This is a genomic window from Psychroserpens sp. NJDZ02 (assembly GCF_004843725.1).
In the GTDB taxonomy this organism is placed as follows: Bacteria; Bacteroidota; Bacteroidia; order Flavobacteriales; family Flavobacteriaceae; genus Olleya.
On record NZ_CP039451.1, the window covers coordinates 2371710 to 2386731 of the forward strand.

A 15022-nucleotide genomic window follows, 5' to 3' on the forward strand; every position below is an offset into this window, starting at 1 on the left:
TCCATTATATCTTTTTTTGCCATTTATGGCAGCAAAAAAAGGATGCCACTACTATCGCTAACGCAACTCAAGTTTCCATAGTAAAATCAAATTTTAGTATTGTAAATTACTATCCAATCAGCTTTTATAACCAAAGTGTAAGTTGTAATTTCGTGATAAGTAAAATAAGAAGTTATGGTACGTATTAACGTGCTATAAACAAAAGGTCACATTATTTTTAACGTGATCGCAATAGTAAACTTGACACAGCATGAAACTAGTTATATCTCCAGCAAAATCCCTTGATTTTGAATCTAAATTGCCAACAACAAAAACGACAGAATCTTTGTTTTTAGTGCAATCTAAAAAATTAAACACCGTATTAAAAAAACAAACACCGCAAGACTTATCAAAATTGATGAGCATTAGCGACAAGTTAGCACAGCTTAATTACGACCGTAATCAAGACTGGACAACACCATTTACTAAAGACAATGCAAGACCTGCTATTTATTCGTTTAACGGAGACGTCTATAAAGGTTTAGACGCCTACAATATCCCAGAAGATAAGTTAGCATTAACCCAAAACACAGTAAGGATTTTATCAGGGCTTTACGGGGTTTTAAAACCATTGGATTTAATACAACCGTACCGTTTGGAAATGGGAACAAAGTTACCCGTAGGAAGCAATAAAAATTTATACGAATTTTGGAAAAAAGATATTGTAAAAGCTTTAAATGAAGAACTTGAGGATGACGAGTTATTTTTAAACTTAGCGTCAAACGAGTATTTTAAGGCAGTAGATACTAAAGCGCTAAAAGTACCAGTAATAACCGCTAACTTTAAAGAGTTTAAAAATGGTAAGCTTAAGATAATATCGTTTTATGCTAAAGAAGCGCGTGGTTTAATGACTAGATATGTTATTGATACTAATGCAAAAACCGTAGACGATTTAAAACAATTTAATTATAATAACTATCAATTTGATGGAAACCTCTCAACCGAAAAAGACTTGGTCTTTACAAGATAATAAGCGTACAGAATCGCAACGTAAGCAATTTAAAGCTACCGGAAAAACACAAAAGAACAAAAACGTTACATATTTGTTCTCCGTAATAGGTGTGTTATTGGTCGTTAGTTTTTTATTACCAATGTTATATGATCAGGATGTGTCTGTTTGTATTACAGATACGTTTTGTCTTAACTCGCAACAGGATGTGATATTATATCCATTATATATCTTTTGCACCATTGTAATTTTGATTTTAGCAATCTATGGTGCATACGTAATGGGAAAAAAAATAGGGGATAGGTTTAAGGTTTAACCGTCCCTTTTTTATCAATACTAATTTTAGTTTCTGGTCTTACTTGCTTTTTAATTCGTGGACGTCTTACTCCAAAAGTTCCTCGGTTAATTTTTCCGCGTCTAGATTTTTTATCTCCTTTACCCATAGTTTTTGTTTGTTTTAATTTCCACGTCAGTGAAAAAGGTTAATTAAAATTACTTTTTATAAGTTAACTAAAACACCGTTTTTAGACAAGATTAAAATCCTAAAGTTGTTATAAATCTTTTTTAGATCTAATTTTTAACGTTTATAATGTAAAGTATTGTTTTAGCTTTTAATGTCGATTTAGTGAGGTGACATCATAAAAAAGTATAGATTTACTGTCATTTAAGTCTATATATAAAATCCAATATGAATAAATTTGAAGGAAAAGTCAGTCTTTTAAGGTCTAATAAACGCCACGTGATAAAAAGCTTTTTGTACCTAGTACTTGCGACGACTATAATAGTTTTACTATCCTCTTTTAAATTTTCTGAAGGAGATATTACTTGGGAGAAAATTGACGAAGGTTTGTATTATGCAGCGTATGACGCCCCAATTAAATCTAAATTTGGAGATAGTAAAATTAATATCCTAAAAATTGCTCCATCGTTGTATAATCTAAATTTATTAACAGCTCAAGAAAATGATGGAAAAACTAGAACTGCTAAAGATTGGTTAGATCAAAAAAAACAAATAGCTGTAATTAATGCGGGAATGTATATGACGGACCATTCTACAAATGTCGGTTATATGAAAAATTTTGACGTTATTAATAATGGAAGGGTCAGTCGTGATAATACCATCGCCGCTTTTAATAGAAAAAATGATAGCGTCCCTGAATTTCAGATTATTGATCTAAAATGCCAGAATTGGGAGCAGTTAAAAACACAATACAATTCCTTTACACAATCTATAAGAATGATGGATTGTAATCAAAAGAATAAATGGAGTCAACAAAATAAAATGTGGAGCATGGTTGTTATCGGAAAAGATAAAAAAGGAAATGTCCTGTTTATTTTTGTCCGATCGCCTTATTCAGTCCATAATTTTATTAATATACTATCAAACTCTTCTCTCGATTTATATAATTTAATGTATTTAGAAGGTGGTCCAGAAGCTTCTTTTTATCTTAATCATAATGGAACTAAGGTCGAGAGAATGGGGAGTTACGAAACGGGTTTTAATGAGAATGATAAGAATAACGATTTTTGGGATATTCCAAATGTTATCGGGATCTCTAAAAAATAATTGTGGAAAATAATCGTATGTCAGTGTTTATTTTGACCGTTTGAATATTGTTATTCTATAATATCACGGAATACAGTGAGCTTGTTTTATATAGAATATTCCAACTTTGTAGTATTATCTAAAATAAAAGACGATTATGGATTTTAAAACATTATTACAATTACCTGTACTAGATATTAACGAAGTTATAAGTTTACTTCAAGAGATTGCAGATAAAGAGCGCGGTAAAGAAAAACCGAGTATGCCAAAGGTGTCTATCAGTACACAGTCTGGTCATGTTTCTGGCTTTTTTGTGAATTACAGTAGTGAAAAACGCACGATTTTACTGTGCGATTTATATGATCGTAATGCCGAATTACAATATATTCAGGCACATGCTATTGCTTCTATTTCCTTGACTAATATCAATAATTATACTTATCTTTTTTCTGATGGAAAGATTGCTTTTATGCCGCCAGCGAATGAAATACCGACCATACTCCAACTAAAAAAAGACCTGAAAAATGTAGAAATAGAGTTGAAAGACGCTTTAGATTTAGAAATGGCTATCAGTTTTAGTTACGATGATACACCTAGTGATATCCACAAGTATTATGCAGTTAAAGGTGTGGAGTTGTTAAAAGAAACAATCATTAGTCTCTCTGAAGATGATTTAGTAAAAACGACATTGGCAGAAATGATTACGACTGTCGATTTTAAATTAGGAACAGAGAATACAGTAGAATTAAAAAATAAAGGATTACTAATAACTTTAGATATATCTAAAAATTTAAAAAGTGTAGCTTCTAAAACGGAGTTGAAGCATAAAATAGAAAAGTGTCTTTAAAAAAATTATATAATAAAATATATTATGAAAGAAATAAAACCAATAGAACGCATAGAATTATTAATAAAAAAAGAAGCTAATAACGAAAAGTTATTTACGTTGAATCAATGTGATTATAATTTTTCATCTAATTATTACTCAGAGCAAGATGAACAAGATCGGACTTTAGATGTTAATCTTTCAGGGACAATCAATGAGGATATTGATACTTTTTTTTTAGAATGGATGTCTAATCACCCAGGAGACTGGTCTGGATCGTTAAAAGTTTATCATCAAAACCAAGAGGCGCCTAGTGTCTTCTTTAATTTTGAAAAAGCGATAGTGACTAGTCTTAGTCAATCTTTTGTCGCTGAGGATGAGTATGCGCGATCTTACTCTTACTTCAATGCGATTCTTTCCGGTGTTGTCTTAAATGATGTAAAAATAAATTAAGGTATAACATAATAGGGTAACAAAACGTCTTTAGATTTTTTTCTTAAGGCGTTTTTTTTAGTGCATATTTTTACTGTAAAATGTATGTATAAGGTGCTAATCCTTTATTTTTAACTAAGATTGTAATCTCAAGGCTATAAAAAAATAAAAAACATTTATATTTTACGCAAGACATACCATGTTTAAACATACGCATCCATACCAACCTTTTATAAAAAAGGATAGCAAAAAGTTAATTGTCGGGACGTTGCCTCCACCGCGTTTTACAACAGGCAACTTATTGGAAAAGGATGTTGATTTTTGTTATGGGAGTTACTATAATAGTTTGTGGCTGTTTATCGATAAAATTCATGATTTAGGTCTGCGTTTTGATAACTCTCAAGAAGCTATTGAAGAACGGAAAGCATTTTTAATTGCACATAAAATTGGAGTCTGTGATATTGTGGAGAGTGCCGAGCGTCAAAAAATGGATGCTTCCGATTTAGGAATGTCAAATATCAAACTAAGGGATGTCATAAGGTATTTGCAAAAATATCCCAACATAGATACGCTGCTTTTTACTGGAGGAAATAGTAAAAATGGGCCAGAGTATTTTTTTAGAAAACACATAAAGGATTATAATATCAAATTAGAATTGGTCAGTAAAGTAACACCTAAGATACATCAATTTGTGATGCCTAATCTTATGGCGCAAAATGAGGTATCTCTTGATCAAAAAAGACTTATCAAAACGGTGTCTTTAACCTCCGGATCTGGAGCAGCAAATATCGCAATAGGCAGTAATCCGCTGTATAAGCAGCTAAAAGCTAACAACCCAAAATTTAATACGTTTAATTTTAGGGTGTTGCAGTATCGGGAGTTCTTCTAATAAAGGTTTTGTATCTAGTTAGTATTTTTTTTAACGATATGCATTTTCTCCATCAATTTAAAAATATCTGATTACTTTGTCGCATTCCCGACAGTCTGTTCTGAAGGGAATGAATTGTAAAGTTTAAAAATAGTCAGCTTTTATTCTAGACTTTATTTCTTTTAACTGTTCTAGCTCTCCATTTTCAAATTCTATACTTAGTTTAGAAATGGGTTCTAGTAAATTATGTTGAAGAAAGATATCCTCTTTATGATGGTTTTGTGCAATTTCTAAATGCTCTAATAAAGCCATTTCAGACGGATGATCTTTACTTAAAAACATAGCATTGTATTTAGTGTAATCCGCTATGTTGTTCAACCCTTTTGAAGTATCTTTAAATACTTTCAACATCATATGATATTGGTCTTTAGGGAAATTAATAAATGTTTCTTTTGGATAACTTTGCAATAGATTTTCGTACGCAATTTTAGCGTCTTTATATCTTTTATCTTGTTCTAAAGTATTGGCATAATCAAAATCTAGTTTCCAATCTCTAGTTTCTGGCACCTCTTTTTTTATGGTTTCACAAAGTGCAATAGTTGCCTTATTATCAAAGCCTGCGGTTAAACATTTTAAAGCTAATTTTAAATAACAGGCTTTGTTAGTCGATAGTTCTGCTGCCTTTTTTAAAGATTCTGCTCCAGCAGTATAATCGAATAACATCCATTGAATAAATCCGTTGTTTCTGTATTCACTAAATCTCGTTGGGTCATCTATTAAATCGTCAGCTGTAGCTTTACCTAATGCTTCTGGGTGTTCTAGAAACGTATAATAACAAATCCATTGAAATACAGGACGCAATTCTGGTGATAATTTATTTTGCTCAAAATTATAGATGGCATATTTATGGCATTCCTCATAATCACCCATTTCTACAAGTGCTTCGATACACATATTCATGGTGCCGCAATAATCATTGTCATCGAATTCATAAAACTCAACTTCTGCATGCATATCTTCAAAAAAGGCCGTGTAATTATGGTTTCTTCTATGAATATTCATTCGTAAGTTATACAACCAAGGTGCGAAAGAATGTTTTGGTAGCGGAAAATCTGCAAGCGCTTCATTAATTACTTCAAGCGCTTCATCAAATCTATGTAATCTAAATAAGGCTCGTGCTTGAAAAAACAAGGTTTTAAGCGTTGGTGTTTCTCTGCGATGAAACTGTACAACGATATCTAAAATGCCTTGCCAGCTTTCTATTCGGCCATTAACCTCTAGTAAATACTGCAAATACTCACTCATCCTGAGTCCGTTTCTAAAAGCGTCGTGGTAGGCAGCTCCTGTTTGGTTGTAATCTTTGTCAAGGAAAAAAGATTTCGCTTTTAAAACGTGAAGTAACGGGTTTTTAGGGTTTAAAGCTAAGCCTTGTTCTACACAAGCCTCAATAGTTGGTTTGTGCTTTGTATGATAATATCCCGAATTTCCTATCAGGACATATTGATGCTGTGCCGATTGCCAACCTGAGTTAGCTAAGGCTTCCATATAGGTTTGATATTCCTCAAAATTGGTGTAGTTTTCTTCCGGAAACTGAGGTTCAGGTGGTGTTGCTACTATTTGAGATATAAAATCATATTTCATAAAACTCTTAGCAAAATCGGCTAATAATAAACGTGTATGATCTGTTAAATCAAAATGTTTCCATTCTTTATCCCATAGCTTTTTTATTTCTGCCGACCATTTTGACCAAATCTCGACTTGTATCATGGCCAGGTTTTTACCAGCTTGATCCAAACGATTATCTAATTGTAAGCCTTTTAAAACCGTTTTATTATGAGTAGCCGATGCTAAATCTAATAATTGAAAACAGTCTGCTTCTTCGGAAGATTCACATAATTGCTCTAATAGAGCCGATTGAATATTCCAAAGTAATAAACGCGCTTCTGTTAACGCAGGATAACATTCTAAAACATATTTAAGCGTGATAATTGCCTCTTCAAATCGTTTGTCTTCTTGCAATTTTAATGCGTAATGGATGTGTAAGGTTTCATTATATGAATACGTCATTAATGCTGTTTCATACACCCATTCTTTACAGTGTTTATAGTAACTACAAACATATTCGTAATCGGAAGGTAATACTTCATCTATGTCGATTAAAGCTTGTAAATAAGACTCCATAACGTCCATATTTAACTCTTCAAAAGCACCAAGATAAAGCATATAAATACGATAATATCTAGCATTATCGGCAAGATTGTTATCTCCTAGTATTTCAAAATTTTCTTGAATATTATTTATTACAGATTGTAAAGGCGCAGAAAGATTGGCTTTATAAAGTGTTTCTGCATGCTCAATTTGTTTTATAACTTCTCTTCTTGTTAAACTCATTTTTTCCATGTTTTAAACCAATCGGCATGTTCTATATGTAAACGTTGGTAGCATTCCCAAAGCGTCGCTGTTCCCGGAAATTTACTAACATCTTGTTCTGTTGCTCCCAAAACGTATTCATCGCCTAAACATACGTTACGGTGAAAATCGCTCCAACTAGAAAAGGTCGATTTTATAGTGTCGTTAGCTTCTTCTAAACGTAAAATCATTTCATCTGTACCGATAAAACCTAATACATGACCTAAACGCATTTGAAAAATATAAAAGGCCATTTCGTACCCAATAAGTTTCTCTTTTCTTAAGCTAAAACGGTATTTCCACACCATTTTGTAGATGGCTTTTGTTATTTGATTTTCTTCAGCATTGTATTTGGCATCAAAATCGGTAGAGGTAATCATACGAAACTCTGAAGCGAGTTTATCAAATTGATGAGATACCATTTGTCCGCTTTCATAACGTTGTAAACTATTGCGTAAGTGCAAACCAGATTTTATACCAAATAAACTTAAAAGGCGTTTGGCTTGCTTTACATGCATTTGGTCTTCTAAATCGAAACCAGACCAACTTGTTAAATCTGCGTTTTTATAATTTTTCTTTAATATCAAGGCCGATAAATTTAATTGGTCTTGTATTTCGGGTGTGATCTCTTGTGTCATTATCTAAGCGTTTAAGTCGTCAACAACTTGTAATAAAGCGGTTGTTAAATCTTCTGAATAGGCTCCAGATTTTGCCATTGCTTGTAATCCCATGCCGTATGAAGCTGCCATTTGAGTGTCTTTTACTAAGTGTACAAATAAACTTCGGCAAAGATTTCCGTAGGTTTCTTGCGCTGTTCCTGGTGCTAAATTAGTATCTAGTAAAGTCATATAAAGTGCCTGACCCATTCGTACTTGTATTGCTGTTTCATCGTCAAGTAACCAGGTTTTAAATTCTTCTATTTTTTCATCTAAAGGTTGTAAAAGTTCGGTATCGTAACTTCCGTTTTCGCTGTAATGTTCTAGATTATGAAGTACAGCATCTACATATTTTTGACTGATTTCTGTAACTTCCATTTCAATTGTAATGGTTTGAGAACCATCAACAGCTGTAGATGGTTCTGTTGTTGTTTCTTCTTTAAAGTGGACATTGTAAAAAGCTTCAATAGCCGTTACTAATTCTGTATGATTACTGAAATCGGCTAACTCACTTTGACTATATTCAGAAAGATATTTAGTAGTATTTACGTTTAGCTTATCTTTTTTTAACGTCACTAAAAAGTAGGTTAAATACACTTCAATTTCTGATGAAATTTCTGCGAAAGCAACATTTTCAGAAGCTTTTAGTTTACATTTTCTATGAAAAGTGATGATACGGTTGATAGCCTTATCTAAGAAATAACTAGTATCATCTTTGCGATCATTAAAATAGGTTGCTGTTCTTACACCTTGCGTAGTTAAAAGATCGGAAACCCAAACAGCTTCTTGTCTAGAACTGTAATAAAAATCGCCTAAATAATTAAACCACGCTTGAATTATGTTCAGTTCTAACGGACGCGCTTCGTTGATATAATGTCCGCCAGCAAACGTGTTACAAATTTTAGCCACACAAGCATCAATACTTTTAAGCGCCCCAATTTCGTTTACACGAGAATAATTTCCTGGTTCAACACATAAAGTAATGAGTATTTTTGTGATTAACGGTAGGTTTTGTTTTCTAATATCGTCTCTAACATCTCTTGTAGAATAGGCCATTTCTAATAAATATAACTGAAGAATCTCTTGCTGTTCTGCGTTGTATAAATTGAAAAGTTCCTCGCGAGCATCATAAAACGTGCGAACTAAAAATTGATTTAAGGGATTTTTAATACTTTCTTTAATAAAACCATGAAGAAACCCCTTTAAGTTATCTTTAGTTTGAAAAACGTTTTTAATTAAAAATTCACCCGTCATTTGAAAATCCTTGTGATCAAAACGCATCACAGGAAGTTTTCCTTGTCGCTCTTCAATCAATAGGTCTGAAAAAATGGTATTATATGTTTCTGTTTGGTTTTTAATACCTGTTTCTGGATGACATTTATTAAACCAAAACGGAATACATTGCAGGGGTAGTGCTTCTGCCGTGTTCTCCGTGAAAATTAGTTTACCATAATCTTTAAAAGCTTCAGAATAAAAATTGCTTCCATCATCGGCAATTAACCAATCAATAAATCTTAAATAGCAAACATCTAACTGTTCTTGCGGTATACTTTTATCACGATTATTAAATAATAAAACATCGCCTGAATCCCATAACATTCTAGGACCTAATGCGGCAATTAACGGATAGAAACCTTCAGCCGTTTTTAAATTAAGTAATTCTAAACTTTTAACGTCTCCAAAAATCAAGCGTTCTTTTATCGCTTTATGTGCTTCATAAATAACTTCTAAGCTATTGTAATAATAAGCTGCTAAATCTGTGGTAAACCAAGGTAGCATTAAATCGTAAGCACCAGTAACATATACGCGACCTACAGGTAATATGTTATGAAATTCAGAGATAAATTTACGCCAGTCATTATCAAAAAAATATTCAATAAAATCGTTGTCTATTTTAAACGGAAATTTAGTTATTGTTTTATCTGAATGGACAACCGAATATGTTTCGTTTAAAATTTGGTGTCTAATGCAAAATTGAATTAGAAAATCTGAGCTCAACACATCACGAATATCAAAAATCCGATCCACTAAAAAACGAGCGATAGGAAGAGAGGCTTCCGATTCACTTTGTATTAGCATTTTTAAAACCTGAAATATTTGTGTTTTTAAATCTTCAGAAACGGCATCGGTTTGTAAATAACTTAAACTAAAATTTAAAAACTCGATGAGCTTATTCGTGCTTTTTTCATCAGGGAAAAAACCTTTTTTTAGTATTGGAAACCAAGACCCAACAAGCTCTAAACCTTCCTGTTCATTGGCATAAACCTTTGGGTGAAAATAGAGGTGTTGTGCTGTGTTTTCTGTGAACTCAGCTGTTACACCTTCGTGTTTACTGCTATTTAAAGCATTTCTAAAAACATCAGTATCTGTAGCGTCCATTAATTCTAAAACTTGAAGTAGTGCTTTCACTTCAGGTGGGGCTAAAGATTCTAACTTTAATTTGGGTACTATTTTTTCTTTAAAAATCGCAGACATGTGCTGGGGGTATTCAAATTTAATATTTTGCTTTTTAGAAAACACTTCTGTTTTAAGACCTATTAGTTGTTACTAAATCATTCTCATCTTCCATTTCGACTTGTTCTCCTAATAAACTTTTGATAAAGGTATTTAAACTGTCTGCTTCGATATAGCCAATGTCTTGGTCGGCACCAAAACGAATAACTTGACCTGAAGTACCCAAAGTGTTTGGAGCAAAATCTAATGCTAGAAAATTACCGTTTTCTAAATCAAAAAAGGGAATCCAATAAGGTGTTGTGTACATTTGTAAGGTTTTACCTTTGTTTGTGCTATATGTATCTAATAACTCGTCCTGTGTCCAGTTGTTATAAACATTTTTCCAACTTTTCCATTCTTTTACTATTTTTTCGGCACTCATAATTGGAAAGTTTTCAATCCCATTGTGTAACGATAAGTAATCTTTAATTAGCGAAGGGAATGGAAAGTTAGCTTCTTTCTCAAATTGATTATAAATAGCCTCATTGTTTTTTGGAGGACAAACGTTTAGTTGTTTAGAGTCTATTAGCTTTTTAAAGTTCTGGGAGAGCTCTTCAAAATTATTGTAGGCATTTAATTGAATGAATGGCTCTAGGAAATCTACTTTTTCTTTAGCTAATTTTTCAGCAATAAATTGATTGGGAATAAATTGAGTAATGAAGGCACCTGTATCGTTATAAATTAATCCTTCTGTAAGATTTGAAGTTGATTGACTGCTGTACAAATTCTCTGCAAAAGAATAGATTTTAGGCGTGATTTTATCTGCATCGTCTTCGTCAAGATCGATGTCATCAAACCATTCTTTAAAAATTGGAGTGTTTTCAATTTGTAAGGTTAAGATGTTTTTACCTTCCAAAAAGGCAATACCATAAAAATTGCTAGTAGATATGTTGTCAGGAGTAATGACTAATAGTTTGTAAACTTCTTGGTTTGAAAATTTTTGCACAGCTTTTAACAACGCATCTCTAAAAGCAAAACTATTTTTATAATGCTCGGGGGTTTCTAGTTTTGCAAGTGTGTCTATGGTGATTGGATCAAAATTAAAATCATTCCATTTCATCTCCTTTAAATTAGCTGTATATGCAGTAATATTTCTCATTTCCGATTTTTATTATTAGACTGCTAAGGTACTTGGCTATATCGGTCGGACTATCCCCGAAAACGATGATTTTATTTATTACAAGATATTTTTTAGCAAATAAATAACAATAACTGGCTTTTGCTTACATCAAGTTTTCTTTATAAATTGACGCATGGGACCATAGCTGGCATAAGTGGATTTGAAGCTAGGCATTATGCTTTTAAGTAAGTCTGAGAGAGAAAAATAAGGGTGTTGATCAAGACAGGTAATAACTAAATTTTTAGAGATTTTTAAATCCTGATGATGAATAGCGTCACAACTTAAAGCATAATTAAGCAATTTTGGGTCTAATGATTTGGCTCTAAATTCACCTTGAAATTCATTAGTTATATTGGCTTCATTCTCGTTGTTTTGTAACGTTACTGCAAGTGTATCAGACATTGGACCGTTTCCATGTCTAGTTTGATAACAACGCGTAACGTAAAAGATATCAACTTGTGTTGCATTGCTTAAATGTGTTTTTATAAGTTGAATAGCATTTTTAGAAGAGGTGTAGCTCCAAGTAGTGTGTGGATAAAATCCATGTTGGGTATCTAGTAAAATTCCCTGGCTGCCCTCAAAAATAAAATGCTCAAATGTTGTCGCTAATTCTGAAAGTGATGTTACACTATAAAACTTTTTAATATCTAAACAACTGTCGGTAAAATAGTTTTCGTTATACTCCTTTAGTTCATTTTGATAATACTCCTGTACCGATTTTGGCTGACTTTTTAGCTTTGTTTCGTAATAGGTCTTGATACTTTGTAAACGCTGTTTTAAAACCCATTCAAACTGTAAGTCGTTTGCGTACAAATAAACTTCATCTTTATTTCTAGCAATGGTTGTTCCAAAACCTAAACCACAGGAGCCGTGATTTTGTTGTTTTTCTATCGCTCTATTAAAAGCAATATCATAAAATGTAGTAATCATCGCTAAGGGATGAAAATATAATTTAGGCTGATAGGTTTTTAAGAAATCACCTTCGTCTAAAATAGCAGGCGGAAATAGGGTCGTATGTTCCGAGTAATACGTTGGAACTCCCAATAATGTTCCGGAACCAAAATTACTAAAGGTATGTGTTAGTTTATCTGTACTTACTGTGTGCCCAATTTGATGACCACCAGAAAATCGAATCACTACACTTTTTTCAGGATGTTGAGATGCCAGAAAGTCGGTAGTCAACCCTTTTCCAGCATCTCCAAATCCTAAGTCTATAACTATACTGCACTTTGGCATTTATAACATGTTTTCTACTTCTGTATTATCAGAAGACGTATTGGTGTTTGTTGTAGCGTTATATGGTTTGTGATTTTGAATGACTACATCTGCAATGCGTTTTGCTACGGTTTTAAAATCAGGAATTTCTATAAAATTATCACCTAAAAGTGCCTTCCAATTACCTTTTCTTCTGTCTTGCTTGGCATAATCATTATGCTCTAAATGTAAATGAAACACATTATATTTTTCTTGAGCTTCTTTTATTATCGCTTCTGAAGTAATGGTTTCTGCTTCATCAGCACAGGTATATCGTTTAATGATTTCTGCTGGAATCGTAGGAAAAACAGGCTCATCACCAATGGTGAATAAAAAGCCTTTTTGTTGTCTTTTTTCCCAACAATCAATAGCGGTATGACGTGCAGCAAACAAATGTGCCAAGTTATAACCTTCTTGATTGTTTCCGCCCCCGCCACTTTCTAAATAGACGCGTGTTAACCAACGGTCTAACAATTCGGCAGAAGACTCAAATTGTCCAACTTGTAAAGGTGCGCTGTCATAAATAAAATCTCCAATACCTAAAAATAAGACTTGTGGATCTTCAATCCCAGCTTCCATTAAAGAACCAATAAGGTCTGGTAGGGCTTCTTTTACAATATGTTCTGGCACAAAACCCATACTTCCAGTAACATCTAATGCTACAATAATAGATACAGTTTCAGGATGTTCTTCAGAATCTCTAGATTCTCTTACAACTGCTTTTACAGGATCCATTTCTGGGTCTATTTGTCTAGATGTAAATATTTCTTCTCTAGATTTGTTACTGTAATTTTTAGTTTTGCGTAATCGTTTATAAGCGTCGTTACTAAATCTTCCTCCTCCCATAATTATATGTCGTTTATGATTGCGCCAAATAAATGCGAGTAACGTTTTTTGGCTAATTCTAATTTAATTTCTAAGTTTCTAATTTTAACAGACATTTCTAAGTCTTTGATTACATAATTTTTTGCATCAAAATCTGAGGCTAAAACTAAACTGTTTGCGTCTGTCGGACTCATGTCTAACATGTTTTCTTGCTCGCGTTTTAGACGTCTTAATGACAACGCTAAATCTTCTGTTTCGCGCTTGTACATTAATTGTGCATCCTCTGCAATGGCATTGGCACGATCGTCTCTTATTTTTTCGTTATTACGCTTTAATGAATCTAAAAAAGCAGCACTTTTAACATTGTCTTCCATAAAAAAAAGTTTACAACAAAGTTAACCATTACAACTTGCTTTTTTAATCCCTGAAAAGGGTGATTTTACTTTTTATTTAAAAAAGTAACTTAACAACTATTTTTAGATGTCCTAATATCTCCGAAAAAGAAGACTTAATTTACTTGTTAAGTGATTATCTTTGGTGTTCTTAAAAAGGATTTATGACAACAATACACTTATCTTCAACGGGGTTTTTAATTAATTCAATTTCTATTACATTTCCCGTTTCGATACATACTTTAATATCTAGTTTAGATAATAATTTTAGAACATTTAAAGCGAAAAATAATTCTATTTTTACGTGGGATGATTTAGGGATTTTAGGGTATTCTGAAAATGGAGAATTTATAGATTCCCTAACTTTAGAATTCGAACCAGATGCTTACGATTTTAGTCCAAAACAAAAATTCTCCGGAACGTTTTATTTTAATGATGAAGAGATTACTAGTTATTATAAAAGCCATAAGTCGGAGCGGGTAGAGCTGTTTGAAGGTGATGATTGTGGAGCGTTGGTACAACATAATATTAGTGCCTGGTTTGATGTTAATGATACTATTATTAGTGCTATTGAAATAAGTAATTACGAACCATATCAACGTTCGGCAGGTATTGCGGAAGATAAGTACACTATAAAACAACTTGATGAAGAGCAAATCACGTTTACAGATTTAGGATTTAAACTGTCTATTATTGAGGAGTTAATGTATGTGAAGGAATTATTGCAACCTAAATTTGATATCTACGAATTTGCAAAGTGGTACAAAGACCGTAAAATAGATATTGATGAAGAAGGCTATGAGCCTATTGCTGAGGTTGTACAATATTTTAAAGATTTACCAATACCTAAAAGATTCGCTTCGGAAATTACAGAAATCTATCAAGATGGAGGGAACGATATTTATATGAATTTGGCACCTTTTTCTGGTGGTAGTGAATCCGATTGGGATATTGAACTTAGTGCTGATGCTAAACAGTTTCCTAATTTAAAAAAAGTAACACTATGTTATGCCAAAGAGCATGTTTATAACGAATTTTTAGCAATGGGTATAAATGCAGAATGGCTATAATCACTTAAGCTTATATCTGTAAATAATTATTGATACTTAAAAAGAACATTTAAAATTATAAAAAGTACGCTAATTACTGTGTGCTTTTTTTTATGCTTAAAACTTAAAAGCTATTTCAGTATTTATTGATATCACTGATTTCA

The 15022-nt window shown here is 32.5% G+C and carries 15 protein-coding genes; 7 read left to right on the top strand and 8 right to left on the bottom strand.

Annotated elements, in window-relative coordinates; genetic code table 11:
• Positions 1–250: 250 nt before the first annotated feature.
• Entirely contained in the window at positions 251–1009 is a 759-nt protein-coding gene (gene yaaA / locus E9099_RS10240; protein WP_136583527.1) for a peroxide stress protein YaaA, read from the top strand.
• Complete coding sequence (locus E9099_RS10245; RefSeq protein WP_136583528.1) at positions 966–1304, top strand: hypothetical protein; 339 nt, start codon at positions 966–968, stop codon at positions 1302–1304. Before yaaA ends, E9099_RS10245 begins: the two co-directional genes overlap by 44 nt.
• Here E9099_RS10245 and E9099_RS10250 read toward each other — a convergent pair.
• A complete protein-coding gene (locus tag E9099_RS10250; protein ID WP_136583529.1) occupies positions 1294–1431 on the bottom strand; it encodes a 30S ribosomal protein THX in 138 nt (45 codons plus the stop codon). The genes E9099_RS10245 and E9099_RS10250 overlap by 11 nt on opposite strands.
• A 245-nt stretch (positions 1432–1676) precedes the next feature.
• Between E9099_RS10250 and E9099_RS10255 the strand changes: the two genes are divergently transcribed.
• From E9099_RS10255 to E9099_RS10270, 4 genes are all read left to right on the top strand, one after another.
• Positions 1677–2555: a phosphodiester glycosidase family protein gene (locus E9099_RS10255; protein WP_136583530.1), complete on the top strand. Its 879-nt coding sequence runs from the start codon at positions 1677–1679 to the stop codon at positions 2553–2555.
• Positions 2556–2691: 136 nt separating this feature from the next.
• Positions 2692–3381: a hypothetical protein gene (locus E9099_RS10260; RefSeq protein WP_136583531.1), complete on the top strand. Its 690-nt coding sequence runs from the start codon at positions 2692–2694 to the stop codon at positions 3379–3381.
• 24 nt (positions 3382–3405) lie between these two features.
• Positions 3406–3813, top strand: a complete 408-nt coding sequence (gene tssD, locus E9099_RS10265; protein ID WP_136583532.1) for a type VI secretion system tube protein TssD — start codon at positions 3406–3408, stop codon at positions 3811–3813.
• A gap of 178 nt (positions 3814–3991) precedes the next feature.
• Entirely contained in the window at positions 3992–4681 is a 690-nt protein-coding gene (locus E9099_RS10270) for a uracil-DNA glycosylase family protein (RefSeq protein WP_136583533.1), read from the top strand.
• A gap of 123 nt (positions 4682–4804) precedes the next feature.
• Here the strand turns inward: E9099_RS10270 and E9099_RS10275 are convergent, their stop codons facing one another.
• From E9099_RS10275 to E9099_RS10305, 7 genes are all read right to left on the bottom strand, one after another.
• A complete protein-coding gene (locus E9099_RS10275; RefSeq protein ID WP_136583534.1) occupies positions 4805–7051 on the bottom strand; it encodes a tetratricopeptide repeat protein in 2247 nt (748 codons plus the stop codon).
• Complete coding sequence (locus E9099_RS10280; RefSeq protein ID WP_136583535.1) at positions 7048–7707, bottom strand: DUF1266 domain-containing protein; 660 nt, start codon at positions 7705–7707, stop codon at positions 7048–7050. Before E9099_RS10280 ends, E9099_RS10275 begins: the two co-directional genes overlap by 4 nt.
• A gap of 3 nt (positions 7708–7710) precedes the next feature.
• Entirely contained in the window at positions 7711–10200 is a 2490-nt protein-coding gene (locus E9099_RS10285) for a hypothetical protein (RefSeq protein WP_136583536.1), read from the bottom strand.
• Positions 10201–10252: 52 nt separating this feature from the next.
• Positions 10253–11317, bottom strand: coding sequence for an SMI1/KNR4 family protein (locus E9099_RS10290; RefSeq protein ID WP_136583537.1), 1065 nt, complete (start codon positions 11315–11317; stop codon positions 10253–10255).
• Between the two features lie 129 nt (positions 11318–11446).
• Entirely contained in the window at positions 11447–12574 is a 1128-nt protein-coding gene (locus E9099_RS10295; protein ID WP_136583538.1) for an adenylosuccinate synthetase, read from the bottom strand.
• Complete coding sequence (locus E9099_RS10300) at positions 12575–13438, bottom strand: hypothetical protein (RefSeq protein WP_136583539.1); 864 nt, start codon at positions 13436–13438, stop codon at positions 12575–12577.
• Positions 13439–13440: 2 nt separating this feature from the next.
• Complete coding sequence (locus E9099_RS10305; RefSeq protein ID WP_136583540.1) at positions 13441–13791, bottom strand: hypothetical protein; 351 nt, start codon at positions 13789–13791, stop codon at positions 13441–13443.
• 182 nt (positions 13792–13973) lie between these two features.
• Between E9099_RS10305 and E9099_RS10310 the strand changes: the two genes are divergently transcribed.
• Entirely contained in the window at positions 13974–14879 is a 906-nt protein-coding gene (locus E9099_RS10310) for a DUF6892 domain-containing protein (RefSeq protein ID WP_136583541.1), read from the top strand.
• Positions 14880–15022 lie beyond the last annotated feature (143 nt).

Coding starts and splice junctions, on each gene's coding strand:
- yaaA (WP_136583527.1), top strand. CDS start 251: ATGAAACTAGTTATATCTCCAGCAAAATCCCTTGATTTTGAATCTAAA.
- E9099_RS10245 (WP_136583528.1), top strand. CDS start 966: ATGGAAACCTCTCAACCGAAAAAGACTTGGTCTTTACAAGATAATAAG.
- E9099_RS10250 (WP_136583529.1), bottom strand. CDS start 1,431: ATGGGTAAAGGAGATAAAAAATCTAGACGCGGAAAAATTAACCGAGGA.
- E9099_RS10255 (WP_136583530.1), top strand. CDS start 1,677: ATGAATAAATTTGAAGGAAAAGTCAGTCTTTTAAGGTCTAATAAACGC.
- E9099_RS10260 (WP_136583531.1), top strand. CDS start 2,692: ATGGATTTTAAAACATTATTACAATTACCTGTACTAGATATTAACGAA.
- tssD (WP_136583532.1), top strand. CDS start 3,406: ATGAAAGAAATAAAACCAATAGAACGCATAGAATTATTAATAAAAAAA.
- E9099_RS10270 (WP_136583533.1), top strand. CDS start 3,992: ATGTTTAAACATACGCATCCATACCAACCTTTTATAAAAAAGGATAGC.
- E9099_RS10275 (WP_136583534.1), bottom strand. CDS start 7,051: ATGAGTTTAACAAGAAGAGAAGTTATAAAACAAATTGAGCATGCAGAA.
- E9099_RS10280 (WP_136583535.1), bottom strand. CDS start 7,707: ATGACACAAGAGATCACACCCGAAATACAAGACCAATTAAATTTATCG.
- E9099_RS10285 (WP_136583536.1), bottom strand. CDS start 10,200: ATGTCTGCGATTTTTAAAGAAAAAATAGTACCCAAATTAAAGTTAGAA.
- E9099_RS10290 (WP_136583537.1), bottom strand. CDS start 11,317: ATGAGAAATATTACTGCATATACAGCTAATTTAAAGGAGATGAAATGG.
- E9099_RS10295 (WP_136583538.1), bottom strand. CDS start 12,574: ATGCCAAAGTGCAGTATAGTTATAGACTTAGGATTTGGAGATGCTGGA.
- E9099_RS10300 (WP_136583539.1), bottom strand. CDS start 13,438: ATGGGAGGAGGAAGATTTAGTAACGACGCTTATAAACGATTACGCAAA.
- E9099_RS10305 (WP_136583540.1), bottom strand. CDS start 13,791: ATGGAAGACAATGTTAAAAGTGCTGCTTTTTTAGATTCATTAAAGCGT.
- E9099_RS10310 (WP_136583541.1), top strand. CDS start 13,974: ATGACAACAATACACTTATCTTCAACGGGGTTTTTAATTAATTCAATT.